We start from the raw sequence: 24,238 nt of genomic DNA, 5'->3' as shown, positions 1-24,238 counted from the left end.
CTAAAAAATATACACGCACTGTGAAGCCTCTAATCAATTAATAACAGCGTTATGCATCAGATTAAAATACGCTTTTATCTTCGGGCCCTTGCAATCATCATGCTTGCACCTGTAATGTTATTTGCTCAAAATGCAGCATTGTCAAATAAGCGGTTAAATATCTTAACCTTGGGCGATAGCAATGGTACCTTTCCGCATAGCTGGCCTGTCCAACTGCAAACGGCGTTGCCCAATGCTACGGTGTACAACATCAGCAAGTCGGGTCGCACGATTGGGTTTTTAAACCTGGGCGACAGCACGCTCAACTCGTTAATGGTAATTGATGCCAATCTGAAAAAAGCCGCCGAGGCCACCGGTACCCGCCCTTATGATTACGTGATCTTAGAATTGGGTACCAACGATGCGAAAGCCATTTTTGCCGGCCGCCAGCAGGAAGTGCCTGCCAACTTGGAAAAGTTAATTATTGCTATAAAGCGTAGTAATTACCCAGCCATCAGCAAAGCAAAAATTCTGGTGATTTCGCCGCCGCCTTATGGCAGCAAGGCTGAGGCTACCGAAAAATATAAAGGCGGCGGGCAGCGGGTACAAGCCATGAGTACCGCTTTTGCCAAAGTTGCGCGGCAAAACCATTGCCTGTTTGTAAACGGTTATGCCACGCCGGGGTTAGACGTAGAAACCATGACGGCCGATGGTTTACACCTGGATGCTACAGGCTCGCGCAAGCTGATTGAGCCGGTAGTGGCCGTCATCACTAAATAGAAACGTTGGTAATAGGTAATTTACTTTCGGGAGAATTTATAAGATATTATCGGCACAAAGATCAGCATCCAACATTCCTCCAATTTTGCGAGATAGGTTTGTGACAGAGTTTGTTCTGATAGCCAAATCTTATGAAACGTTTTTTATGGTTGCTTATCCTGTGCAGCAACATCGCCTTAGCTCAACACCAGATTAAAATTGCGGTAACTGACAGCCTTACCCGTAAACCTGTAACCGATGCCACCGTTGCATGGCAGGGCAAAGCCATTGCGCACAATACAGACACGGCAGGAGTGGTACGCTTCTCGAATATCACACCCGGCAGCCAAACGTTTTCGGTAAGCCGGGTAGGTTATCTTAAACAAAGTTTTACATTGATTTTCCCGCTGGCAGATACAACCCAGGTTTATACCGTAAGCCTAATGCCGCAGTTGCAGGAAATGGAGGTGGTCATTGTATCATCCACCCGTACTAATTCGCGCATTGAGGATTTGCCCATGAAAGTAGAGGTGCTGGGGCAAGAGGAGATGGACGAAGAAAATATGATTAAGCCCGGCAATGTGGCCAGCATCCTGGGCGATTTATCGGTGATCCATGTGCAGCAAACATCGGCCACTACGGGCAATACCACCATCCGGATGCAGGGCTTGAATGGCCGCTACACGCAATTACTACGCGATGGTTTGCCGCTGTACGACGGCTTTTCGGGCAACTTCGGCGTGCTGTCTATCCCGCCGCTCGATTTAAAGCAGATTGAAATCATCAAAGGGTCATCATCTACTTTGTACGGTGGCGGTGCCATAGCCGGGTTAATTAACTTCATATCTAAAGCCCCTACCACGGACCGCGATTTGTCGTTCACGCTTAACCGCTCTACGTTAAAAGAGAGCAATGCCAACGGGTATTTTAGTCAGCGTTTTGGTAAGTTTGGATTGACCTTTACCGCCCAGCAAACCTGGCAAACCGCGGTTGATGTAAACAAGGATGGGTTTTCGGATGTGCCGAAGATTAACAGCACCATCTTACATCCCCGCTTGTTTTACTACATTAACAACCGCTCGCAGCTGGATGCCGGCTATGCTTTTACCCATGAGAACCGCCTGGGCGGCGATATGCAGGTAATTGACAACCGCCCTGATGCCATTCATCAGTACAGCGAGCTTAACCAGTCATACCGTAATACTTTTGATTTTCATTACCGCAACGACCTGGACAGCGTTAACCGCCTTACCGTTAAAGGCAGTGTAAGCAATTATAACCTAAACAACGTTGATGAAGGCTTCGCTTTTAAAGGCAACCAGCTTTCTGACTACCTGGAAGTAAACGATCTGATAAAACTGCCCAAACAAGAGCTGATTATTGGCGGTAACTACACCGGCGAGTATTTTAGAAAAAACAGTGCCGTAGTATCACCGTTGGCCAATTACGACTACCACACCCTGGGCGCCTTTGTGCAGGATGGCTGGCACATCAATCCTAAGTTTTTGGTAGAGGCCGGTTTGCGTGCCGACCACCACAGCCGTTTTGGCTGGTTTGTGCTGCCCCGCATAGCCTTGTTGTACAAACCGGTTTCGGCCTTGTCGGTACGCCTGAGCAGTGGTTTGGGTTACAAAGCGCCTAACGTTTTTATTCCCGAAACGCTGGCGGGCAGCTTTGCCACGTTAAATCCGCTAAGTTCAAACTTGACGGCCGAGCGCTCGTTCGGGGTAAATTTTGATGCCAATTACCATGTGCGGTTGAGTGATGAAGCCACGCTGGATGTTGACCAAGCGCTTTATTACACTAATATCAACAATCCGCTCATCCCGGTGATGAATGCCGATAATACCACCTCGTTAAACAACGCCGGTTTTCGCATCAATACCCTGGGTACCGATACTTACGTGAGGTTAAAGATTGACGAATTGGAGCTTTACTTCGGCTTTAACCACACGGTGGCCAAACAGGCCTTGAGCAACCGCACCATTTACCTGCCGTTTAGTCCGCAAAACAAAATATCCACTACCATAGCTTATGAGGTAGAAGGGCAGTGGCGCTTTGGCGTAGAAGGCAGTCTGGAAACTAATCAGTACATCAACGAAAATCAGCGGGTGCGCAACTTTCCATTTCTGGCGGCCATGGTAGAGCGCAAATGGGGTAGCCACGTAAGCTTTGTGCTCAACTGCGAAAACATCAACGATTTCCGCCAGTCGCGCTACGAAAGCCTGTACACTGGTACCATCACCCGCCCCGTATTTAAACAATTATGGGCACCAATAGATGGCCGGGCCGTGAATCTGGCAATGCGGATTAAGATATAACGGATGACGTTGTTTAGCAATAACATATGCTTATTTGTATATTCGGTAAGTGATGTTTTAATGACGATATAATTTTAGGGATATGAAAGCAGCGAGCGCATGCAGCGATTCTACAAGCGTAGATCAAGAGTCGTCTGTAACCTAAGCTGCCAAAATATCAGATAACATCCATGCTTGCTCCACGAGAACGGAGAGGAAATTTATTTTCTTAATCGTGTCAGCAATAGTAATTTTCTTTTTTTCAAAATAAAATTACTATTGCTGACACGATAAATTGCAGTGAATTCGTAATGTTCTGAATTATCTCCAACTGCATATTCTTCAATTTTTATCGAGTGGTCAGAATTGATTGTAAGCGTTCTTATGATATTGCCATGCGGGTTTCCTTGAGTAAGCTCTCCATCGGAAAACACGCAGTCAAGTATTTTACCATGAGGAGTGATTAATGCTAAAATACCTCGGTCAGTATAATACCAGTCTTTACGAGTCAGCATGATATGACACATATAGTTGGTATCTACTTTTAAAGCACAAACAATTCCTATCTTACCGTATTCATCTGTGTTGAGACAATTAGCTGAGTCCGATAGACAATCAAAGTCCCCAAAAGATGTTCCTCCATCGGGATTTACTATCCTATGACGCAAGGTTTTTAATTCACGTAATACGAAAGCACTATCTAAGGTTTTTAAGATAGTTTGTTTTTTGATATATGCTAAATTCTTATCATTTATAGATGTGTAGGGTAAGGCTGGTATTTTACAAGTTATATTCCCATAAGAATTTTGATTAGAAGGAAAAAACGGCAATGTAATAGTCAATAATCTATTATATAAATCATTGATGACACTTGTGTCATTCGCCGTTGCGCTTTTAGAAGATATAATATTCTTTCGGAGTGCTTGTTTACTTTTTGGACGGTCTTTTTGAGCATTATGATTTGATGGCTGTTGATTGCAGCTGAAAAGCACGGTTAAGCCAGCAATTAAAAAATAAGACCATCTTAAATTCATCACGATAGAATAGGGTTGCAACAGTTATAATTTTTAAATAAACCAAAATGATGTTTAATACTCAATACTTAGCGCAGTTTTTTTAGAGGAATTTAATGCGAATTTAGCCTGCAACGGCATCAAGTTAAATCTTGATTTATTTGCAAGGCAAATAATTGTTATCCCTTCTTCAACAGCTCCAACCCCTTTTTTAAGTTTGCTTTTTTCTGATGGATGTCTTTCCATGGGTCATCAATATTTGCCAGCCGGTCTTTAAGGGTATAAATGGTATAATCGGCCAGCGACAGGCAGTTGTCTACCTCATTCCAGTGCAATGGGGTTGATACAGTGGCGCCGGGCTTGGGCCGAACGGAGTAGGGGGCGGCAATGGTTTGGCCGCGGCGGTTCTGCAAAAAATCGATGTAGGTTTTATTTTTACGCTTGGCCGGGTTGCGTTCTACACTGGTGATGCCGGGCAGTTCGTCATGCACCAGGTTAGCCACGTACTCGGCAAAGGTTTTTACAAAATCATAATCATAAGCGGCGCCTACATAACAATATATATGCAGGCCCTTTGAGCCGGACGTTTTGATGAAAACCGACAACTTCATGCGGTCAAAAACTTCCTTGGTTTTCAGGGCAACTTCAACCGCTTCGGTAAAAGGTACATCGTGCGGGTCAATATCCATCACCAGGTAATCGGGGTTATCGGGCGTAGTGTAATTACTCAGCCAGGGGTTAATTTCGATGCAGCCTAAATTTACCATGTACAACAACGTAGCCTCATTGTTGCCGATGATGTAATTAATGTTTTTATCGTTACTCTCTGAGTATAGCTCATGTGTTTTAACCCAGGCCGGCAGGTGAGTGGGGTCAACATCTTTCTGAAAAAAACCCTGATCCTCGACACCATTGGGCTGACGGCGCATGGAGATGGCTTTATTATCTAAGTAAGGCAGCATCAGGTTGGCCATCTCGCGGTAATAGGCCAGCAGTTCGCCTTTAGTAATGCCTTCCTGTTTCCAGTAAAGCTTGTTTTGGTTGGTAAGTTTAACCTGGTGCCTGCCAAGCTTAACGGTTTGTTCATCGGCCAGTTGCTTGCCTGGTAGTTCGGGCACTACCTGTTCCGGCTCTTTATCGGCCCGTAAACCTTTGTAAACCGGATGGCGCATGCTGCCGTCGGCTGTCCATTCGGCATAGTAAACCTCGCAAACCAGTTCGGGCTTTACCCAGGTCACTTTGCCGTGGTAGTTTACCTTATCAGTAAATGGCTTCTGGTCGGTTTCGAGCGGTTGCAGCTTTTCGTACAGGTCTTTCAGCGTTTCGGCCGTAAAGCCGGTACCGCAGTTGCCCACGTATTTAATTTGTTCGCCCTGGTTAATGCCCAGTACAAGCGAACCAATGTGCTTGCGGGCTCCCTTAGGCTGCGTGTAGCCGCAAATAACAGCTTCCTGCGAGGCCTGGTGCTTAAACTTCAGCCACCGGTCAGACCGCCGTCCGCTCTCGTACATGCTCTGGCTGTCTTTACCAATAACGCCTTCCCAACCTTGCTTCTGCGACTTTACCAGCATATCCGAACCCTTGCCCACGGTGTGGTCCAGGTAAACAATGGAGGTGTCTGCAGGCAGGTGGGCCACCAGTGTTTTTAATAGTTCTTTGCGTTTTATCAGTGGCAGTTCGCGCAGGTCGTGGCCTTTTAACAGCAATAAGTCAAATACATAATACTTTAAGGTGCGTTGGTTTTTTTGGCTGCTGTAATTTTGCAAGTCCTGAAACGCACTTTTACCACGATCGTCTTCCAGTACAATCTCGCCGTCCAGCACTGCTTCTTCGGTAATAGCTTTTAAATCGGTAAATACCTTTTCATATTTCTCGTTAAACTCAATGCCGTTGCGCGATATCAAAGCCGTTTTGTTGCCTGTATATCCCAGAGCCCGGTAGCCATCTATTTTGGGTTCGTATAACCAGTGCTTATCGTCAAAAAGCTTTTCCTCCAGCTTGGCCAGCATGGGTTTGTAGGGGTAAACCGTATCTTTGTTGTTGTCTGCCTCCTTTTTCGGACTGACTTTAGTTGGCGTCGTTGCTTTGGGCTTTTCTACCTCGTGCTTGGGCAGCTTTTTGAGTTTGCCGTCTTTATTATTTTTAAGAGTTTTAATATTATCCGGAACTGAGGCCTCGCTGTCAAAATTTGTTGTTACGGCAAATTCGTCTTTATGCTTAATAAGCAGCCAGGCGTTATCCTCTTTCCCGGTTTTAAGTTTAACCAGTGCAAATTCTCCTTTTAAAATCTCGCCGTTTAATTTAAACTTCAGGTTGCCGGCTTTAAGGCCCGCGTGCAGGTTTTTAACGTCGTCTTTGCGGTTATCGGCCAGCGAGGTGTAAGTGCCGTGGTCCCAGGTGATGACTACGCCTGCGCCATAACCGCCGTTAGGGATAATGCCCTCAAAGTACTGGTAATCGTAAGGGTGGTCTTCTACCATCATAGCCAAGCGTTTGTCGCCGGGGTTCATAGAGGGGCCTTTAGGTACGGCCCAGCTTTTCAGCACACCGTCGAGTTCCAATCTAAAGTCGTAATGCAGTCGCGAGGCATGGTGGCGCTGCACTACAAAGCTCAGTTCTTTCGTTTTATGCTTGGCGGCTTTAGCCTCCGGTTCGGACGTTTTGTTAAAGTCGCGCTTTTGTTTGTACTCCTGTAGTGCCATGGTTTACGCTCCCTTTTTGGTTTGCAGGCTTTGCATCAGTTGTTCGTACAAATCGGTGCTTGGCGTTTTGGCCACTTTCATTTTTTTGATGGTCGGGCGTTTGCCTTTAGCTTTCATTTTGATGATTTTCATCAGTTCGCCGGCATACTCATCCTTAAATTTCGATACATCAAAATCTTCGGTGTATTGTTTAATGAGCGCCAGGCCCATGTCGAGTTCTTTTTTGCTAACGTGGGTTTCGGTAGGCAGTTTTAGGCCATCTTCCGACCGCAGCTCCTGCGAGAAACGAATCCGGGTAATCACCAGCGCATGCTCTACAGGGTGAATGATGCACAGGCTTTCGGTATTACGCAACACAAAGCGGCCCAGTCCGGCTTTGCCTGTTTTACGCAGGGCTTCTAACAACAGGGCATATGCTTTAGCGTTTTTGGCGTCGGGCTCGGCGTAGTAAGAGGTTTCGTAATACATAGGGTTAATTTCCTCTATCTCTACAAAGCTTTCAATTTCGATGAGTTTGCTTTTTTCAGGACTGGCGTCTTCGTAGTCCTGTTCTTCCAATACGATATATTCGTCGTCAAGCTTGTAGGCGCGTACAATTTTTTCGTAAGGCACTTCTTTGTGGGTATGCTCATTTACCCTTAAAAAGCGTATACGCGAGTGGTCGCGACTATCAAGCATGTCCAAATCGAGCGAACTGCTTTCTACCGCGGAGTACAGTTTAATGGGAATATTGACTAATCCAAAACCTATCGAACCATTCCAAATTGATCTCATAACCGTTAGTTTTATATTTAGTTTAACCGTCGATCCACTTTTGGGTTTGCATTGCTTAGGTTGGTGATCACTTAAAGCTCTATAAGTGAAAAATGAGGTTATAATATTTATTGTGTTGATTATTTGCTGGTTATATGGTTTTAATTGAACGAGATAATTAACTTATAAACAGCTATGTGGAAAAGTTTAAAGTTAGTGTCAGTAAGTCGTAACTGAAGTTTGGCACGCAGGCTTAAAAATTGCTCTCAACCAACTATGTCGATACTAAAATTTTTTAACCAGGACCCATGCTTTCCATCTTCGCCTGTATGTTTTCGGGTATTATTAAGTAACAGTAGGCGCAAGCAAAAGGTACGTTAAAAGGATATTCACCGTGGTGCAACCAAGAATACCGGTAATTAAATACAAAGTTGCCTGTAAGCCTGAGCTGCCATACACAACCGATTGCCTGTCGAAAAATAAGGCTGTAGTTGACAACCTTTAACAATAAGCTTTTAACCATGACTGCACGATTACAACAAATACAAAACGCGCTCAAAAACATAGTGCTTTATTACCTCGAAACACAAAAAATAGATATTGAGCCATCCTACAATGCCAGGGTTAACGGTGCCGAAACACACGTTAGGGTAATTGCCGAAAAGCGCTTGCCTTATTTGGTTTACGACCTGATGCAGCAATTGCACGTGCTCGAAAAAATTGAGTTTGAACAGCCCCAGGCTTCGGTGGCCTACGTAATCCAGGTCATAGCCAGCATCACCAACTTCGGTTCCATTTGGGAACAATGCCTCATCGAAAGGCTGCCTTATACCAAAACCCAGTTGGCCCTTAACAGCCTCGTTGATTTGGAAGGGGAGATGGACACTTACTACCAGATCATGACTGGTTATGCCGCAAAGCACTCGCAGTAAACCGGGCCGCAAGTATTGATGATTGCTTGAGGTAGCGTTTAACAGAGTTATCAAGTTGAATGAAAATGACGGGTACAATCTTTAGCCAAGTCGGCTTAGCACGTTAATGCATCGGCTCTGTTTTACATCATCATCAAAGGCCGTTAACATCCGGAATTGCTTATATTACGTATATTGAGGGCAGTACAAATCGTAAGAACACCATTTTAAACTTTTAGCTGATATACCATTAAATAACCCTATGAAACCAACTATTATTTTAAGATCCGCAATTTTAGTAGCCGTTCTGTTTTGCTGTACTTTGCCGGTAGCATTTGGGCAGAAGTACAAAACCCTGGCCGACACTGCCAAGCTAAATGCCGAGCGTAACAAGCTTACCCGCGACATTGCCAAACTAAACACCGAGCTCACTGATTTGAAAACCAAACTGCCGGATTACGAAACTGCCAGTAAAAATCAAGCCGAAGCTGCCCAGGAGGCGGCCCAAAAGAGTAAAGACATGGCTGCTAAAGCTTCAGATGGAGACCTAAGTAAAGTGAAAAAGGAAGCTAAAATGGCCCGCCGCGCGCACAACGAAGCCAGCGATGCCGACGACGCACAAAAAAAGGTGAAGAACACCAATAACCGAATTGAAAAGCTGGGTAAGAAGATTGAAAAGAAACAGCAAAAGTTAGACGAGCTTAATCAGCAAAGCACAACCATTACCAGCGCCGGTACCACTGCCGGGCCGAGGTAATAGTTTAAGCTCCGCATCAGGCCTTGTGATGATCCGCCAGCTTTATAACAAGGGTCGGCCCAGCAAGGCTTGGTAAAATAATGCCGAGGTTAGCAAAAAGTATCCTATGCTAAACCATATTACCGGTGCTGCGCTGCTAATGCCCAGCAGGGCTACAAACAACGGGATTATCTGCAACGCGTGTAATCCTACAAAATGCGCTACCCTCAAATCGCCGGCAGTGCGGCTCCAGTTAAGTACGGGCAGGCCGGTTCCACCGTCTGTAGCACCTACCGTATGCGATAGTTTTGAGCCCATGTAGCCACCCTGAAACGCAAAGATGCACGCCGTAATGATACCCAGTCGTATTGCCCAAAGCATTGCCGGGCTTAAGGCGCCGGGCATCACCTTGAAAAACAAAATGCCCACGTATAAGGCAAATAAGGTTTGCATTACAATGGCAACTCCCATTAACGCAAATAAAACAGAGCTGTAAGGCGTGCTTACATTAAAATGCGACTGCTTGCCCAATGCCGCCTGCGAAGCAATGGCCACCATCTCAAACAAGAGTGCCCCTGCAGTAAACCAGGCAAAGTTTTGCTGAATAGTAAGCGACGGTAGGTAGGTGATGATCCACGCCCAGGTAAAACAATATATGGCAATAGAGAGTGCAAACTTAATGGGCTTTACCCACAGGTTGATGCTGAGCACCTGCCGGTGATCAAACATGGCAACGGCCGCAAAAATAATAAGCAGGGCAATATGCAGCAGGCCTGCGTTTAATAAAACAGAATTAAGCGGGTGGGTAAAGCGTAAGTAAGACATAGCAATTAAATTTTTAATAGATGCTATGCAAATCTGCAGTAAAAAGTGGCCGCAAGAAACATCACCAGGTTAACAAAAGTTACTAATTGGTTAACCCAGGTTAATTTTTTACGCTAAGTAACCGGGCACGGATGCGACTTAAACTTTGAGGTTGTATGCCCAGGTAAGAGGCGATGAGTGTAAGTGGCAACCGCTCAAATATTTGCGGCTGATTAGTGAGCAGCTCCAGGTAGCGGTCTTCGGCGGTTTGGGTAAGGAGTTTGCTTTTACTTTTAGCGGTTTCTATAAACAGACGTTCGGCTATCAGGCGGCCAAACCGCTCAAACCGCTGGCTTTTGTTGTAGAGTTCCTGCATGTCGGCATAGCTCAGCATAAACAATTCTGTGTCTTCCAAAGCCTCAATATAGCACTGGGTAGGAGTTTTTAGCAAAAAGCTTTCGTAATCGCCCAACCATTCACCCTCAAAGGCAAAGCCCAATGTTTGGTCGCCTTTTTCGTTGCGGACAAAATAACGCAGCGCTCCCTGATGCACAATTACCATGCTGTGGCAAACCTGGCCCGGCTTTAAATAAAAAGCATACTTTTTTAAGCGCATTGGCTTCAGCTTTTGCATAAAGCCAAATAGCTCCTCGTCGGTAAAATTAACCAGCGAGCGTAAAGAATAGGTAATTACTTCGTACATGAGCGTTTGAGGCGAGCGTTAACTGGTTAACCGGAACAAAGTTAACATAAATGCGCTCTCCGTAGTGTCCAACCCGCTTTTACAACCATAAAAAAAGCCGGTGTGTGCCGGCTTCGTGTGTTTGTTTTTGATTTAATTCCAGGTATGAAACGTCCTGGTACAATGGTAGCATACAAAGCGTTTGAGCGGCAAAAACGATAGAAAGTACTTAACAATAGGTGTTCTGGGTATGCGGCCTGCATGGTCATGTTTGCAACGTGGGCATGAGTGTGGCTGATTCATGTAGAAAGTAAATTTTTTAGAATAGTCCCTTTTACGGAGTTGGCGATTAAAAGTTTGGTTTTAATTACTAAATTTTATGCTTAGTTAAACGTTTGTAAATCTGTTGCTTACAATAATGCCTGATGGTTGTTAAAGTAACTTTTTTATAGCGTTGAAGTTAACGCAGTATTAATTAATCCTGATTACGGTTGTTTTAACTACACTGTCAATTGTTATTGATAGCAGTAACAACATGCAATTAGCCCAATATTTAACTCAAAGTTTGTTTGATGGCTTGTTCAACTCTGGCCACATCTTCGGGCACGTCTACTGCTAGGGTGTTGGCCTGGGTATGCACCATCTTTACCGGGATGCCCAGTTCCAGAAAACGTAAAATTTCAATATCTTCAAATGCCTCAAACTCGGCCTTTTTTCCCATTTCGCCGTAAGCCTTTAAATCGGCGTAGCTAAAGGCATAAATGCAAACCTGCTTTAGGTAAACTGGCTTGCCAATACCAGGTGATTTAATACCCGGTATGGGTAGCCGCGACATATAAACTAAGTCGTTACGCGAGTTTACCAATACCTTAGGAATATTGATATTGGCGGGATCTTCGTGCGGTGCCAGTTCGCTCATGCCGTTGATCACATAAGATGGATATTCGTTTTTTAAGTTGGCTACCTTGATGATATCTTGCGGATTAACCAGCGGCTCGTCGCCCTGTAGGTTTACATAAACCTGCGCCGGTATTTTCTGTGCCACTTCCCAAAGCCGGTCGGTACCGGTAGGATGCGTATCCAAAGTCATGATGGTTTGGTAACCGGCTTCATTTACTACATGGGCAATACGGTCGTCATCGGTAGCTACCACTACATTATCAGCTCCAAGCGCTTCAGCAGCCTTTTCGGCAACATGTAAAATCATGGGTTTACCGTTAAGCATCACCAATGGTTTGCCCGGAAAGCGGGATGACTTATAACGGGCAGGAATTATTCCTAAAATCTTCATAGCGTAAATTGATAAACAGATGCTTGATCTTCGATATTATACCGGGTGGCGGTTAAGGCTTTAAAAGTATTAAAATGTTCGGCAGCATATCTAAATAAGGTGTTATTTTCCGCCACCAGATCCTGCTCTAAGTTGCCCATAACGTTGCCGCTGTAGCCATCGTAACCAATAATATAAACCTCATTAACATGCAAAGCCATCGCAGTTTGTATAGCCAATGAGGTATGCGAGTCGCGATTAATTAAGTGATTGTCGGGCGGCGGCAGCTCAAAGGTGCGATTTTGAGCTGCCGCAGGTATAAAAGTTCCCATTTTACGGGGGTAAGGCGGTAAAATGCAATCGCCCTGCCAGTTGCCCAGGGTTTGAAAAGCCTGTTCCAGCCGATGCCCTTCGTTGCCCACCAGGCAGTAGTACTGCCGGTTGCTCACACCCGAAAACCATTGCGCATTTTTAGCGCTGGCGTGAATGATGCAAACATCCGGATTGCGATGCACCAGGGTAAGTACGGCATCTATATGCTCTTTTACCGATGGGCCACCACCTACTATAAGCGCCCGGTTACAGTGTGTATCTGGTTTAAATTCTGGGTACTTGCCGCGTTCCAGGTGCCCGTCTTTTTGGCTGTGCAGTGCCCGCACAATGCTTTGCACCGAGTAGTAGCGCTTGCTTACCCAGTCCATCACATCTTTTTGCGGCAGCGAGTTAATACCCGATACCATGTAAGGCAGGTTAGTGCCCCATCCGTAGGTTTCGCGCAGCTTTTCAAACTCATTAACTACATTACTCAGTACATCAAAATTAACCGGTATGTGGTTGTATTTATTTACATGGGTGAGCAGTAATTCGGTTTTCAGGTTACCGGCACCGCGGCCCATCCCGGTAACGGTAGCATCAATAATGGTACAACCGGCTTGTATGGCCGCCAAGCAGTTGGCAAAAGCCAGCTCGATATTGTTATGGCCATGAAAGCCTAATGGTATTTGTGTTTTACTGAGGCACGCTTTAACCAAGGCTGTGAGCTGGTCGGGATATATAGCCCCGTACGAGTCCACCAGGCTTAGGGCATCTACCAATCCATCCATACGGCTAATTAAGTTCAAAGCCGGGGCATCTGGCGTTAGGGTAGAGGCATACATCAGGTTAATGCCTACCTTAAAATTAAAACTTTTAATCACCTCGGCCATCAAGAGTGCATTTTCGAGCCGGTTGGGCGCAACAGCAATTCTAAACATATCTACCAGACCTTTGCAGCTTTCCAGCAAAAGGTGCAAGGTATCTGGCGGACAGCTTTTTTCGTCCAGCATCAGCGCCAGTTGCTTAGATGGCATCAGCTCACGGGCTTGCTGCATAAGTGATACCGGCGTATAATAATGACGCCCATAATAGCCCGAACCTGGATGGTTGCGGTAACCGATTTCGACCATGGTAACCGGCAGGGCCTCCATAGCAGCAAAGTATGGCAACAAAAGCGTTTGGCTAAAATCCCATTGGGTGTAGTAGCCGCCGTCGCGCAGGGTACAGTCTAAAATTTCCATGGCTACAGGTTGTTTATCAATAGCAAAGCAGTAACAAATAAATGCAAAAAATATGGCAGCAAGGCGACGAAATTAAACTTTTGTGCAGTGCCTCTGCTACCCATCATGCATATGTTACCACCAACGCTTCCATATGCTTATAAATCAGTTATTATAAATAAACAGTCTGTTGCCGCTGCCAATAAATTATTTAAAAAAATATGACTACTATCCCTAAGTTTTTAGCTGCTTACGCGACTAATTAATTAAAAAAGATTTGAAAGAAGCGTTCGTCAACCTAATCACTCAACACCAAGGCCTCATTTTTAAGGTGTGCAATATGTATTGCCGCCAGGGCGAAGATAAGGAGGATTTGTTTCAGGATATACTGCTGCAGTTGTGGCGGGCCTATCCCAGCTTTAACAACGGCGCAAAAATTACCACCTGGATGTATCGTGTAGCCTTAAACACGGCCATCTCGCGGCTGCGAAAACATAAAACCAATCAGCCTACCGAAAGACTGAACGATGAGGCCTTTAAAATTGAAATGGTAAACGATGAAGAAAGCGTTGCCCGTTCAACGCTGATGTATGCGGCCATTAAGCAGCTCACCGATATTGAGCGAGCTATCACCATGTTATACATGGACAATTACAGCTATCGCGAAATTGCTGAGATAACGGGCATCACCGAATCAAACGTCGGATACAAAATCAATCAAATCAAACTGAAATTAAAAAACCTGGTAAACCCCAAATAGTATGGACTTAGACCAACTCAAAGATTACTGGCAGGCCGAACAGGAAAACCAGCTTACCCAACACCAATTAACCCAACCCCAATTAAACACAATTATGAATAACATGGAAACCAACCTGCAGCAAATACAGCAGAAAAACGAGTATTGGTATAAACTGAACATTACCCTAAGCAAAATGGTTGCGATGGTGTGGCTTCTTTTGGTGGTTATTTACCTCCTATTGCCCGATCGTAAAGGTCACTTCAACCTGCAGCTGCTGGCTCATCTGTCTTTCGTTATTTTATCAACAGCAACCGCTATGTGGTCTGTAAAGCGGCAAAAAGAAATATTTGATGTGGCCAATGATAATCATCTGATCGATAACCTGCACCGGATCACTACTCAATTTAACCGTTTTTACCTGATGATGAACCTGCGTATTCTTGCATTGTTGCCTGCATATCTTTACCTGCTTATGGCCTTTCCGGTGGGGAGTGGCCGTCCGCATGGTGGCTTTGCACGAGTGGCAAAATATATTGATAATGCATTGCCCGGTGTAACTGCCAAAGTACTGTGCTGTATAGCCATTACGTTTGCCCTAATGGCGTTAAATCACTGGTACTACTACCGGACATATTTTAAGCGGATTGCACAAATGCAGCAAAGTCTTGACGAACTTTCGGCAACACAACAATAACATTTGCTGGAGGGTGCGAAGCTGCAATTCGCGCCGCTGTAACCCCTTAAATGCAAAAACGCAGCACCTGATGGGTTGCTGCGCTTTTGCGTTTTATAAAAGCATAAAGGCTATTGTAAACCGCTGATAAGCGTACGTTTAATATTTTGCGTAGCATTGTTTAATATATCGGCCTCGGTAAATGATACCATTTTGATGTTCTTTTTACCAAAACGGTCAAAGTCATAAACTACATAAATTTTACCGTTACGGTCTTGGGCCAAATCGGGGTAAGTAACGGGGTTGCCGCTGTCAATCAGCAGCGGGTTGCCCCAGGTTTTACCTTCATCATCAGACAAGTAAATCGTAAGGTTAGTGCGCGAACTGGAGTTGTTAATTACTAAAGCCAGTTTGCCTGATGCCAGCCGGCCAATAAAGAAACGGCTGCTGGTAGTTGCCGGTATGCCGGTAAATTTAGTTACGGGTGCCCAGGTAGATAAATCTTTGCTGGTGGTTTGGTATATACCATCAATACCCCTTATCATCACGTAATAAGAATTGTCTTTTAACTGCACAATTTGATGCTCATTATAAGTAAGCAGACTGTTGCTGGCAGGTATCGTTCCAACCTCTGTGAGTGGCCCAGGTTTCCTGGCCACATCATCGTAAAAAGATTTGAAAATATTGATACCACTGTCGTTAACCTGTCCGGCCATGTTAATGCGCCAAACCGAAATAGGGTATAGGGTTTCTTCTTTGTCGTTACTTTCGGCCGGCTTGTTAAGCATCACACCATCAGCAATACGCCTTGGGGTAGAGTACATCATTTTAGAGCCGTTGTATTTAATTTGGCTATACCATACGCCGCCTATACCGTCCCAAAGTTTATTTTTACACTTAGTCCAGCATAGTAAAACGTTACCGTTTTTATCCGTCCAGAGAGACGGGTCAAAAAAGCGGACTTTAGGATTGGTTGGATTGATGATGAGTGCATTCTCTTTCCAGGTTTGGCCATTATCGGTGCTTACCTGTACCACTACATAATTTCCCTGACCTTCTTTGGCCGTGCCCGAGTACCAGGCAGCATAAATATAGCCGTTGCGGGCTACCGTTACCGCTGGGATACCTTGCCATACACGAGACACGAAAGTAAAGGTAGTATCCTGATTAACCAGCATGGCACCCTCAAACTTAGAGGCATCGGCCTTGGCCATCAAATTTAAAACACTCAGGCTGTCATCAGCAGCATCCAGCATGCTTTCGGCAGTAATATCGGCCGGCGCAACAGAAACGTCTTTTTTACACGAAAATAAGAACACGCAACACAGTAGAACGAGTAGATAATTTTTCAATGGCTATTAAATAATTAGTCACTAAAGGTAACAAGAATGATACGATAATTAAACAGAATTGTGTAAGTTTTTTAACTGGAGATGATGGAGCTAATCATCATGAGTAAGCTATTGCAATCCAGTTGTTTGTGTGTAGGCTAAAGACCGTTAAAGATAAGGTTTTTTGCAAATTTTGTAAAGAAGATTATCGGATGAATTTAAAATATTTTCCTTATTAACAAGTTTTGAAAATGTACTGGTCAGAACTAATTAATTTGCATTTTTTTAGATCAAACATGATTAATAACTTAAAGCGTTATAGCAAAAAGGCAGGCTATATTATTTACCGAGAAACGCTGGTAGACTGGAAAGAACACCTGTGGACATTTATTGGATCTTTTGTGGGTATCGGTATCATCGGGTTGTTAAGCAGTAAATATGTAAGTGTTTACGATAATTTGTTTTTAATTGGCTCGTTCGGGGCATCATCGGTGCTTGTTTATGGTGCCATTAATAGTCCGCTGGCGCAGCCGCGCAACCTTATCGGCGGACATGTCATTTGCGCAATAATTGGTGTAACGGTTTACAAATTTTTTCCCGGAGAGCTTTGGCTCACCGCGGCCTTGTCGGTTTCGTTAGCCATTGTTGCTATGCAAATGACAAAGACCCTACACCCGCCAGGCGGCGCTACTGCGCTGATTGCTAATATTGGTTCGGCTAAAATTAAAGCTTTAGGTTATATGTATGTGTTTAGCCCGGTGCTTACCGGTGTGCTTGTTTTATTTGCTGTAGCCATGATATGTAATAATGCTACATCACACCGGAGTTATCCACGTAACCGGCACTGGTATAAGTTTTGGCTTCGCCAATATTAAAATGCAAGCCTGCAGCAGCACAAAATCTTGTCTTGATAAAAAGCCAATTAATGCTTAGAAATAAAACCTGCTAAAACATCTGTTTAAAAGTGTTGTTTTTGTACCAACATGCGGTAATAAAGTACAACGTTGTGCTTTTTAATAGCGTGGTGTTTTCAGATACATGGATGTACAAGGCAAAAACATACTGGTGGTAGGCGGCAGCTCGGGTATAGGGCTGGCGCTGGTAAAACTGCTTTCGGCTAATGGGGCACAGGTATACAACATATCGCGCAGCAGCGCTGAGAGCTGGCCCAATGGCTTAAAACATTTGCAGGCCGACGTCACCGCTGATGTAAGCGGCATCGCTTCATTTTTACCCGAGCAGTTGCACGGAGTTGTTTACTCAGTGGGTAGTATTAATTTAAAACCATTTGGCCGGTTAACCGCCGATGAATTTTTACAGGATTACCGCCTTAATGTATTAGGCGCTGTGCAGGTGTTGCAGCAGTCGCTCAAAGCGCTCAAAGCCGCCCAGGGCGCTTCGGTTGTACTCATGAGCAGTGTAGCTGCCGGTGCGGGCATGAGTTTCCATGCCAGTATAGCATCGGCCAAGGGCGCCGTAGAGGGGTTAGCATTGGCCCTGGCTGCCGAGCTGGCCAGCGTACACGTCAGGGTAAATGTGGTGGCACCATCATTAACCGATACGCCGTTAGCAAAAAGCTTACTGGCCACGCCCGAAAAGCAGGAAGCCAGCGCCAAACGCCACCCGCTAAGCCGATATGGTAAGCCCGAAGATATTGCTGCAGCGATTGGCTACTTGTTATCGGCAGATAGCTCGTGGGTTACCGGGCAGGTGCTTGGAGTAGATGGTGGCATGGGTAAGTTGCGATAAATTTATACGGTGTTTTGTGCCTGGAATGTGTGTGTACTAAAAAGATTACACAACTTATAGCTATTTTTTGGCACGGTAAGTCCTTACTTACTTTGGCACGGTTTTGTATACTGTACTGGTATAAAACAACTTAAAAAATATCTGCTATGAGATCATTATTGTACATTGTTGCCGTAATCCTAATCATAGGATGGGCAATCGGAGTGTTTGCTTATTCAGCAACTGGTTTAATCCACGCATTATTAGTAATTGCAATTATTGCATTCTTGTTGGGAATCATTAACCGTGGTTCGGCAGCAATTTAAGCACCGTAATTTACAAACAAAATAAAAAGCATGTTAATTAAGTTTAACATGCTTTTTTTATGCAGTTTAATGTAGTACCGGTAGCGTAAAGACGCTTATTGTGCCCTAAAACCTAACTTTAAATGCCCCGTTCTTTACAATAACCGAATCGGCAATGTTTTGCGTATTGTAAAGTACGCCGTTAAAGGTTCCTGTAACTGTTGGTATACTGCTGTAGGGCGGATATTCAAAACCGGTAACCTGTACTTTAAAGGGCTGTTTTTTAACTGAGGCCGTATATAGCACAAGTGAGTAGCTGTTAGCCGCGCTGCGAATGCTCAGTACCGCGTACGAGCCGGTTAAAGGTTGGAAAACAGAATCTTCTCCGGTAATATCAAAAATACCTGTTTTAACATTGTTCAACTGTATTCTAAACGTTGATTTTGTATTGATGTCCCCATCCAACGCCGATATTGCCGCATCGATGTTATACATCTGTCGCCTCTGGCCGCCGTTGTCGCCAAACATCGTAAACATACCCTTTAAAATTTCACGATTTTGGCTCATCGTATTGTTGAGTACAACGGCTTTACCGGCTATATTGGCGGCTAACTGCTGTGAAAATTCTGCTGGCTGTTTACCTGAGGATACACTGTCCTGTTTTTTACAAGCCACTTGCACCACAGAGACAAAAAACAGGAAAGCAATGAAGCAGCTTTTGTTGACCTTTGAACTATACACCTGCGTTAATTAATTATACACTAATAATACGTGGTTTAAGTTAAATAAAAAAGCATACGTTTGAGGTAACGCTCAAAAATGTTACTTAAAAATAAATAATGCAAACCTGATGATTTTGCGGTAACTATCTTACAAAAGAATGAACCTTGTGTTGCTAATCAGCTGGTCATCAGGTTTAACAAAACAAAAAACGCCCGGCTTTTGGGCCGGGCGTCATCATTATACACTTAACACTTACGCTTTTTTGTGTTTAACCACTTTAGTGGTTTTTACTGTTTGTTTGGCAGCGCCTGTAGTAGTAGCTTCCGGTTTTGCAGTAGTTTCTGTTTTAGTTACTTTGGTTTTAGCAGCAGCGCCGTCTTTTTTAACTTCTACATGCTTAGCAGTAGTTGTTTTTTTCTGAACGGTTTGTGCGTTAACCATTGTGCTGCCTAAACCTAATACTAAGGCAGTTGATAAAAAAAGGATCTTCTTCATATTATTTGTTTGTATTATGGCTGCAATCTATGCATAAACCTATTAGGTGTAATTAGAACAGGATTAGAAATCACTTAGAAATTCTTAATCTCATTTAACCATAAAAAGAAGAGCAATAAACCGGCTGCGTTGTGCTTTGTTGAAATCGAAGTAACGCTAAGCCAAACGGCATCTTCTTTATTAAAGGGTAACAGGCAACCAGTGTACGTTTTCCTGCTCTACCAACTGAGCTACCACACGCTTTGCGGGCGTGCGGGCCGGGCTCGAACCGGCGACCTGGGCGTTATCGGTGCGAAGTAACACTGGTTTACAACACCTTTAATTATTTTGATATTTTAAAAGCGGAGTTAATAACAAGAAACCACTTATATCTGTCCGTAAGTAAAACTCCGGCAGCAGATCCTTGAAGTAAGGCTTATTTACCACACCTTATCCGCTTCAAACTATCACTGGTTCCATCACTTAAAAAGCGGTTTCTCATTCAGTCTGATTTGTAATAAAAGGGGCAACTAACTTTAAGCGGCTTTTATCCTGCGTTCTGTTATAAACTACCGGCGCTAACCGGGCCGGTTCAAACCAGCATCTCAGGTCTTGAATCGAAGTATCGCTTAAATACGGCACCCTTTTATGTGAATGAGTGAACTTTAGCCAATGAGTGAATGAGCGAGTTGTGAATGAGTAAATGAAAACCATGAGTGAATCACTCATAAATACTTTCCTTCAATAAGTATCTTATTGAATTCCATTTACTCATTCAAAATTCACTCATTGGCTTCAAAAAGAGCAACAATCGACCCGGGTTGGGGGAACGCAATTGGGACTCGAACCCACAGCACAGCTTGCACTGCACTGCCCACCCCCTCCAGCGCGAAGTAACCCGCTTCTACGGCATCTTTAAGGTCAATGAGTGAATGAGCGAATTATTCACATATATGCTGTCTCATAACTCACTCATTCACAACTCACTCAATCGCTCATTGGCTTCCATTCGCACATCTACTAAAGTTCTACATTATCTATTTCGCTAACGGCGGTACTGCCGCGGTCGAGCGCATCCAGTACCTCAAATATTTTGTCGCTCCAGCCCGACAGCAGGTAAACGCCGTTTTGTGCTATCCGCAGTGGTGTCTGGCCGTAGCATTGTAAATCAAACAGGTACAGTTTTGCACCGGTTGCAACCTGGTTTTTGTATTGCAGCCAAAGTGTCTGGATGTTTTCGCTTTCGTGGCCGGTATTGTTCCATAACTGGCCGTCGGTAAACAGCATCACTTTATCCATCACAACGCGGCGGTAAAGCAGGTCTTTTACAACCAGGTAACCGTTGGTGGCATAACCCACTTCGCCCTCGCGGCGATAAAACTCCTGCACGTTGGCCAGGATGTTTTGGTTAGGTACAGCAATGGTTTCCCAGGTATCGCCAAACATACCCACCTGCACATTTTTACAGCGCGATTGCAGCAGCATGGCCAGCATCAAGCCCACATCATACAACAGCACTTTTGATTTTGCAGATACCGGCTTCTGCATAGAACCCGACACGTCGCAGGCCAGCAACACACGGGTATTGTAATCAAAACCTTTGATGTTGGCCGCGCTGGCTTGTACCGCCTGTTCAAGCGCCTGCAAAATCCGGCCGGTGTAGCCTTGGTTACCACTTAACAGCGCTCCGGCTACCTTTTGCAAAATTCCGCGTGCTGCTGAAGGTGTTTGCATATTCAGCATTTCGCGGTAGGCCGACAAAAACCTTAACGGAAACTGCTTTGCTTTGGCTACCTGCGCCGGCGACGATAAAAAGTTGCAAACCTTTTCGATGTGCTGGTACGATATACCTGCCTGCTGCATATTACGCAGGTTGCGTAACATAGCCATGTAGCCCAGTTTGTTGCTGTCAATCAGTTCTTCCCACTTGGCTTTAAAAGCAGCTGCTTTGGCCTCGTCGCTGTCAAAGTTTAACCTGCCCAGGGCCGATAGTTCGGTTTCCCAGGTATAAGGTGTTTGTAGTGTATCGGCAGCTATTTTATTAAACAGCAACTGCTGCAATTCGTCTTTAGCTTTCGGATGCACCAAAAACAAGGCATCACGTAGTTTAATATCGGCCGGGCGGTTGTATTTAGCAAACTGGTACTCATCAAACTTGTTAAACGCAACCGACAAGCCTTTTTGCAACTGCTTGCTCAGTCGATTCAGTTTTTTTGTGCCCTTCCGCTCATTAAGCAGCGTATAGCAGGCCAGCAGCTCGGTAATCTCGTCAGCACGGTTTATCACCTGGTCGGTTACACGGGCTACCAAATCATCGCCGCGGTGTATGCGGGCCAGTTCGGTTACCAGCACCAGCGGTACCGAGCGCATGTACATTTTGGTACGGGCATAAACGGCAAGCTTACCTACAAATACCGGGTTACATTTAACAATCAGCTCGCGCAGTCGCAGCAACCGGGTCTCGTCTTTTTCGTAAAACGAATCGTTGAGCGACCAAATAACCACGGTAGTATACAATTCTATTTCGGGCGATAGGGCATAAGCCGGCGCGCCTTCATGGTTAGTTATCTGCGGTGCTGTATTTGTTGTTTTGGTAAACAGGTTGAATTTCATCACAAACCTCCCTTTTTCGTTTTGTTGATACAAAGGTTGGAGGCCAGTGCGCAGCCTATTTGCGCAGTAAAAAATATTTTCAAATTTTTTTGAGGAGTTTATGCCGAAACAAAATGACACTGGCAGATACAACTAAAAATCAATGCTTTGTGAGCTTGATATGCACACGCAGACGTTAAGAACTCGTGTATGCAATTTTAAGTTATTACAAATAATAGTCGGATTTTTACAAATTTAGTAAGGTTATGTCCTATATTTTTGCCGGCAACCATTCACTATTTCTTATTTCAAATAAAACCATGAGAAAATCGCTTCCGGTTTTTCTATTAACGGGGTTGTTGGCTACAAGCAGTTATGCCCAGCATGCAAAAAAAACTATTAGTTCGCAGCATGCACCCTTGCCGGCCGGCGCTAAAAAGTTACCGTTAAATAGTGTGCCCTTGGGCGATGCCGACACTTTTAATGAGGTTAAGCTGGATGTTCCGGTGGCTAAGGGGCCTTTTGAACCCACCTGGGCATCTATCGAAAAGAATTACCCTGGTGAACCACAATGGCTGCGCGATGCCAAGTTTGGTATCTGGGTGCATTTTGGTCCGCAGGCTTCGGGCGAGAGCGGCGACTGGTACGCACGGCGCATGTATGTTCAAGGCACTAAGGCATATGCCAATCACGTCAAAAAATACGGACATCCCTCCAAAGCCGGTTACATGGAGGTACTGCATAATTGGAAACCAAACTTGCTTGACCCTAAAAAACTGGCAAAAATCTATAAAGATGCAGGTGCCCGTTTCTTGATGATACAAGGTGTTCATCATGATAATTATGATATGTGGAACTCCAAATACCAGCCATGGAACTCCATGAACGTAGGGCCTAAACGTGATATTATTGGTGAATGGGCAAAGGCCTCACGTGCTGAGGGTATTAGGTTTGGAGTTACATTTCACCACGAGTATACCTGGTGGTGGTGGCAAACCGCTTTCGGCAGCGACACATCCGGTGCATACAAGGGCAAACCTTATGATGGTAATCTGACCCTGCAAGACGGCAAAGGCAAATGGTGGCAGGGGCTGGATCCAAGATTATTATATGGCGTCGATTTGCGCGAATATAAAGGCGTTGAGTCTGCCGCCCGGTCGGCGTGGTCGCCTCCGGCACCTGGCATTTTCTCTAACCACCTGCAATATGCCAAGTGGTACGCCACCAACTGGGCCATGCGTATGGAAGACGTGGTGCAGCATTACGACCCCGATTTTATTTATACCGATGGTACAGTGCAAGGGCCATTTACAGGTAATGGTACCGGTACGGGCTACAAGGCTGATGCGATGCAGCGGGTTATTGCCGACTTTTACAATCGTACCCTAACGCGCCGGGGTAAGGTAAATACCTTTAGCGTAGTAAAATTCAGGGATAAAACTAATGGCACGGTAACTACCGAGGAGTTTGGCATCCCCGAAAAAATAAAAACCGATCAGCCCTGGATTGCCGAGGTACCGGTGGGCGATTGGTTTTACGAGCCGGGCTTTACCTACGACTCGGGCATGATGATTAAATACATTACCGAAGCCATTGCCCGCGACGGCAATGCCTGTATATGCATATCGTTACTGCCGGATGGTTCGCTAAACTCCGAAAGCCAGAAAATGCTGAAAGAAGTTGGCGTCTGGATGCGCCGCAACGGCGAGGCGGTGTACGGCAGCCACGCCTGGGTAATACCCGGCGAGGGCGAGCAGGTAAACGGTAAGCTAAAAATGTTACCGGGCGGTAAACTGGGTAAAAGCCAGGCAAACTTTAAATTTAACGAGCAGGATTTTAGGTTTACGGTTGGCAAAAATAAATCGCTTTACGTGTTAAGTATGGTAGTACCCAAAGCCGGAGCTAAAGTTACCATCCAATCGTTAGGTGCTGATGCAAAGCGCTTAAGCCAGCCGGTTAAAAGTGTTAGCCTGCTTGGTTACGAGGGTAAACTTGATTGGCAGCAATCGGGCGATGCATTGATTGTTACCTGCCCTGCATCAATGCCGTATGCAACATCGGTTGTTTTTAAAGTAGATTAAATGCGCGAGCTAATTATTTTAAATAAATTATAAAAAATATTTGTTGGTATTAAAATAATACCTATTATTGCATCATGAAAACAACAACAATACAGATACAATTGCCGCAACTGATCTATCAGAGGTGAATGGATATGTATTGACG

At 44.8% G+C, this 24,238-nt stretch carries 22 protein-coding genes; 10 read left to right on the top strand and 12 right to left on the bottom strand.

Annotation, left to right across the window (positions count from 1 at the left end):
* The first annotated feature begins 99 nt into the window (after window positions 1–99).
* Together AAGR14_RS12545 and AAGR14_RS12540 are read left to right on the top strand one after the other, a co-directional pair.
* A complete protein-coding gene (locus AAGR14_RS12545; protein WP_342644558.1) occupies window positions 100–759 on the top strand; it encodes a GDSL-type esterase/lipase family protein in 660 nt (219 codons plus the stop codon).
* A 131-nt stretch (window positions 760–890) separates the two neighbouring features.
* Window positions 891–3,059 carry a TonB-dependent receptor gene (locus tag AAGR14_RS12540; RefSeq protein WP_342644557.1) on the top strand — a complete coding sequence of 723 codons (2,169 nt, stop codon included), beginning with the start codon at window positions 891–893 and terminating at the stop codon, window positions 3,057–3,059.
* A 200-nt stretch (window positions 3,060–3,259) separates the two neighbouring features.
* Here the strand turns inward: AAGR14_RS12540 and AAGR14_RS12535 are convergent, their stop codons facing one another.
* From AAGR14_RS12535 to AAGR14_RS12525, 3 genes are all read right to left on the bottom strand, one after another.
* Window positions 3,260–4,072, bottom strand: coding sequence for a hypothetical protein (locus tag AAGR14_RS12535; protein WP_342644556.1), 813 nt, complete (start codon window positions 4,070–4,072; stop codon window positions 3,260–3,262).
* Window positions 4,073–4,230: 158 nt separating this feature from the next.
* The gene (gene ligD / locus AAGR14_RS12530) at window positions 4,231–6,753 is read right to left on the bottom strand and encodes a DNA ligase D (RefSeq protein WP_342644555.1); all 2,523 of its coding nucleotides are present in this window, start codon (window positions 6,751–6,753) and stop codon (window positions 4,231–4,233) included.
* A gap of 3 nt (window positions 6,754–6,756) precedes the next feature.
* The gene (locus tag AAGR14_RS12525; RefSeq protein ID WP_342644554.1) at window positions 6,757–7,527 is read right to left on the bottom strand and encodes a Ku protein; all 771 of its coding nucleotides are present in this window, start codon (window positions 7,525–7,527) and stop codon (window positions 6,757–6,759) included.
* A 500-nt stretch (window positions 7,528–8,027) separates the two neighbouring features.
* Between AAGR14_RS12525 and AAGR14_RS12520 the strand changes: the two genes are divergently transcribed.
* Both AAGR14_RS12520 and AAGR14_RS12515 read left to right on the top strand, forming a co-directional pair.
* Window positions 8,028–8,438 carry a hypothetical protein gene (locus AAGR14_RS12520; RefSeq protein ID WP_342644553.1) on the top strand — a complete coding sequence of 137 codons (411 nt, stop codon included), beginning with the start codon at window positions 8,028–8,030 and terminating at the stop codon, window positions 8,436–8,438.
* A 241-nt stretch (window positions 8,439–8,679) separates the two neighbouring features.
* Complete coding sequence (locus AAGR14_RS12515) at window positions 8,680–9,174, top strand: hypothetical protein (protein WP_342644552.1); 495 nt, start codon at window positions 8,680–8,682, stop codon at window positions 9,172–9,174.
* Between the two features lie 42 nt (window positions 9,175–9,216).
* On the opposite strand, the gene AAGR14_RS12510 is transcribed toward AAGR14_RS12515, so the two are convergent.
* From AAGR14_RS12510 to AAGR14_RS12495, 4 genes are all read right to left on the bottom strand, one after another.
* Window positions 9,217–9,978, bottom strand: a complete 762-nt coding sequence (locus AAGR14_RS12510; RefSeq protein ID WP_342644551.1) for a hypothetical protein — start codon at window positions 9,976–9,978, stop codon at window positions 9,217–9,219.
* Between the two features lie 100 nt (window positions 9,979–10,078).
* Entirely contained in the window at window positions 10,079–10,660 is a 582-nt protein-coding gene (locus AAGR14_RS12505) for a Crp/Fnr family transcriptional regulator (protein ID WP_342644550.1), read from the bottom strand.
* A 532-nt stretch (window positions 10,661–11,192) separates the two neighbouring features.
* Window positions 11,193–11,930 (bottom strand): 3-deoxy-manno-octulosonate cytidylyltransferase, encoded by a 738-nt coding sequence (locus AAGR14_RS12500; protein WP_342644549.1) that lies wholly within the window; start codon window positions 11,928–11,930, stop codon window positions 11,193–11,195.
* Window positions 11,927–13,465, bottom strand: coding sequence for an aldolase catalytic domain-containing protein (locus AAGR14_RS12495; RefSeq protein ID WP_342644548.1), 1,539 nt, complete (start codon window positions 13,463–13,465; stop codon window positions 11,927–11,929). The genes AAGR14_RS12500 and AAGR14_RS12495 overlap by 4 nt, the downstream gene beginning before the upstream one ends.
* A gap of 256 nt (window positions 13,466–13,721) precedes the next feature.
* On the opposite strand from AAGR14_RS12495, the gene AAGR14_RS12490 reads away from it, so the two are divergent.
* Together AAGR14_RS12490 and AAGR14_RS12485 are read left to right on the top strand one after the other, a co-directional pair.
* Complete coding sequence (locus AAGR14_RS12490; protein ID WP_342644547.1) at window positions 13,722–14,204, top strand: sigma-70 family RNA polymerase sigma factor; 483 nt, start codon at window positions 13,722–13,724, stop codon at window positions 14,202–14,204.
* Window position 14,205: 1 nt separating this feature from the next.
* Window positions 14,206–14,880: a hypothetical protein gene (locus AAGR14_RS12485; RefSeq protein WP_342644546.1), complete on the top strand. Its 675-nt coding sequence runs from the start codon at window positions 14,206–14,208 to the stop codon at window positions 14,878–14,880.
* A gap of 110 nt (window positions 14,881–14,990) precedes the next feature.
* Here AAGR14_RS12485 and AAGR14_RS12480 read toward each other — a convergent pair whose 3' ends face one another.
* Window positions 14,991–16,211, bottom strand: coding sequence for a sialidase family protein (locus AAGR14_RS12480; RefSeq protein ID WP_342644545.1), 1,221 nt, complete (start codon window positions 16,209–16,211; stop codon window positions 14,991–14,993).
* A 275-nt stretch (window positions 16,212–16,486) separates the two neighbouring features.
* Here AAGR14_RS12480 and AAGR14_RS12475 point away from each other — a divergent pair, with 275 nt between their 5' ends.
* The 3 genes from AAGR14_RS12475 to AAGR14_RS12465 all read left to right on the top strand — a co-directional run bounded on the left by AAGR14_RS12475 (window position 16,487) and on the right by AAGR14_RS12465 (window position 18,244).
* On the top strand, window positions 16,487–17,065 hold the full coding sequence (locus AAGR14_RS12475; protein WP_342644544.1) for an HPP family protein: 579 nt from the start codon (window positions 16,487–16,489) through the stop codon (window positions 17,063–17,065).
* Window positions 17,066–17,228: 163 nt separating this feature from the next.
* Entirely contained in the window at window positions 17,229–17,939 is a 711-nt protein-coding gene (locus AAGR14_RS12470; RefSeq protein WP_342644543.1) for an SDR family oxidoreductase, read from the top strand.
* 146 nt (window positions 17,940–18,085) lie between these two features.
* Window positions 18,086–18,244, top strand: coding sequence for a lmo0937 family membrane protein (locus tag AAGR14_RS12465; protein WP_342644542.1), 159 nt, complete (start codon window positions 18,086–18,088; stop codon window positions 18,242–18,244).
* A gap of 105 nt (window positions 18,245–18,349) precedes the next feature.
* On the opposite strand, the gene AAGR14_RS12460 is transcribed toward AAGR14_RS12465, so the two are convergent.
* From AAGR14_RS12460 to AAGR14_RS12445, 4 genes are all read right to left on the bottom strand, one after another.
* The gene (locus AAGR14_RS12460) at window positions 18,350–18,898 is read right to left on the bottom strand and encodes a DUF5025 domain-containing protein (protein ID WP_342644541.1); all 549 of its coding nucleotides are present in this window, start codon (window positions 18,896–18,898) and stop codon (window positions 18,350–18,352) included.
* A 300-nt stretch (window positions 18,899–19,198) separates the two neighbouring features.
* Window positions 19,199–19,441 (bottom strand): hypothetical protein, encoded by a 243-nt coding sequence (locus AAGR14_RS12455; RefSeq protein ID WP_342644540.1) that lies wholly within the window; start codon window positions 19,439–19,441, stop codon window positions 19,199–19,201.
* Between the two features lie 180 nt (window positions 19,442–19,621).
* Window positions 19,622–19,744, bottom strand: coding sequence for a hypothetical protein (locus AAGR14_RS12450; protein ID WP_342644539.1), 123 nt, complete (start codon window positions 19,742–19,744; stop codon window positions 19,622–19,624).
* Between the two features lie 696 nt (window positions 19,745–20,440).
* The gene (locus tag AAGR14_RS12445; protein ID WP_342648698.1) at window positions 20,441–22,033 is read right to left on the bottom strand and encodes a TROVE domain-containing protein; all 1,593 of its coding nucleotides are present in this window, start codon (window positions 22,031–22,033) and stop codon (window positions 20,441–20,443) included.
* 299 nt (window positions 22,034–22,332) lie between these two features.
* Between AAGR14_RS12445 and AAGR14_RS12440 the strand changes: the two genes are divergently transcribed.
* Window positions 22,333–24,093, top strand: a complete 1,761-nt coding sequence (locus AAGR14_RS12440) for an alpha-L-fucosidase (RefSeq protein ID WP_342644538.1) — start codon at window positions 22,333–22,335, stop codon at window positions 24,091–24,093.
* The last annotated feature ends 145 nt before the right edge of the window (window positions 24,094–24,238 follow it).

Source organism: Mucilaginibacter sp. CSA2-8R (assembly GCF_038806765.1).
In the GTDB taxonomy this organism is placed as follows: Bacteria; Bacteroidota; Bacteroidia; order Sphingobacteriales; family Sphingobacteriaceae; genus Mucilaginibacter.
The sequence above is the reverse complement of the archived record's forward strand: the minus strand, read 5'-3'. Positions and strand labels throughout refer to the sequence as shown.

What these genes read in the sequence shown, in the direction of transcription:
- AAGR14_RS12545 (WP_342644558.1), top strand. Translation starts at nt 100, where the DNA reads ATGCTTGCACCTGTAATGTTATTTGCTCAAAATGCAGCATTGTCAAAT.
- AAGR14_RS12540 (WP_342644557.1), top strand. Translation starts at nt 891, where the DNA reads ATGAAACGTTTTTTATGGTTGCTTATCCTGTGCAGCAACATCGCCTTA.
- AAGR14_RS12535 (WP_342644556.1), bottom strand. Translation starts at nt 4,072, where the DNA reads ATGAATTTAAGATGGTCTTATTTTTTAATTGCTGGCTTAACCGTGCTT.
- ligD (WP_342644555.1), bottom strand. Translation starts at nt 6,753, where the DNA reads ATGGCACTACAGGAGTACAAACAAAAGCGCGACTTTAACAAAACGTCC.
- AAGR14_RS12525 (WP_342644554.1), bottom strand. Translation starts at nt 7,527, where the DNA reads ATGAGATCAATTTGGAATGGTTCGATAGGTTTTGGATTAGTCAATATT.
- AAGR14_RS12520 (WP_342644553.1), top strand. Translation starts at nt 8,028, where the DNA reads ATGACTGCACGATTACAACAAATACAAAACGCGCTCAAAAACATAGTG.
- AAGR14_RS12515 (WP_342644552.1), top strand. Translation starts at nt 8,680, where the DNA reads ATGAAACCAACTATTATTTTAAGATCCGCAATTTTAGTAGCCGTTCTG.
- AAGR14_RS12510 (WP_342644551.1), bottom strand. Translation starts at nt 9,978, where the DNA reads ATGTCTTACTTACGCTTTACCCACCCGCTTAATTCTGTTTTATTAAAC.
- AAGR14_RS12505 (WP_342644550.1), bottom strand. Translation starts at nt 10,660, where the DNA reads ATGTACGAAGTAATTACCTATTCTTTACGCTCGCTGGTTAATTTTACC.
- AAGR14_RS12500 (WP_342644549.1), bottom strand. Translation starts at nt 11,930, where the DNA reads ATGAAGATTTTAGGAATAATTCCTGCCCGTTATAAGTCATCCCGCTTT.
- AAGR14_RS12495 (WP_342644548.1), bottom strand. Translation starts at nt 13,465, where the DNA reads ATGGAAATTTTAGACTGTACCCTGCGCGACGGCGGCTACTACACCCAA.
- AAGR14_RS12485 (WP_342644546.1), top strand. Translation starts at nt 14,206, where the DNA reads ATGGACTTAGACCAACTCAAAGATTACTGGCAGGCCGAACAGGAAAAC.
- AAGR14_RS12475 (WP_342644544.1), top strand. Translation starts at nt 16,487, where the DNA reads ATGATTAATAACTTAAAGCGTTATAGCAAAAAGGCAGGCTATATTATT.
- AAGR14_RS12470 (WP_342644543.1), top strand. Translation starts at nt 17,229, where the DNA reads ATGGATGTACAAGGCAAAAACATACTGGTGGTAGGCGGCAGCTCGGGT.
- AAGR14_RS12465 (WP_342644542.1), top strand. Translation starts at nt 18,086, where the DNA reads ATGAGATCATTATTGTACATTGTTGCCGTAATCCTAATCATAGGATGG.
- AAGR14_RS12455 (WP_342644540.1), bottom strand. Translation starts at nt 19,441, where the DNA reads ATGAAGAAGATCCTTTTTTTATCAACTGCCTTAGTATTAGGTTTAGGC.
- AAGR14_RS12445 (WP_342648698.1), bottom strand. Translation starts at nt 22,033, where the DNA reads ATGAAATTCAACCTGTTTACCAAAACAACAAATACAGCACCGCAGATA.
- AAGR14_RS12440 (WP_342644538.1), top strand. Translation starts at nt 22,333, where the DNA reads ATGAGAAAATCGCTTCCGGTTTTTCTATTAACGGGGTTGTTGGCTACA.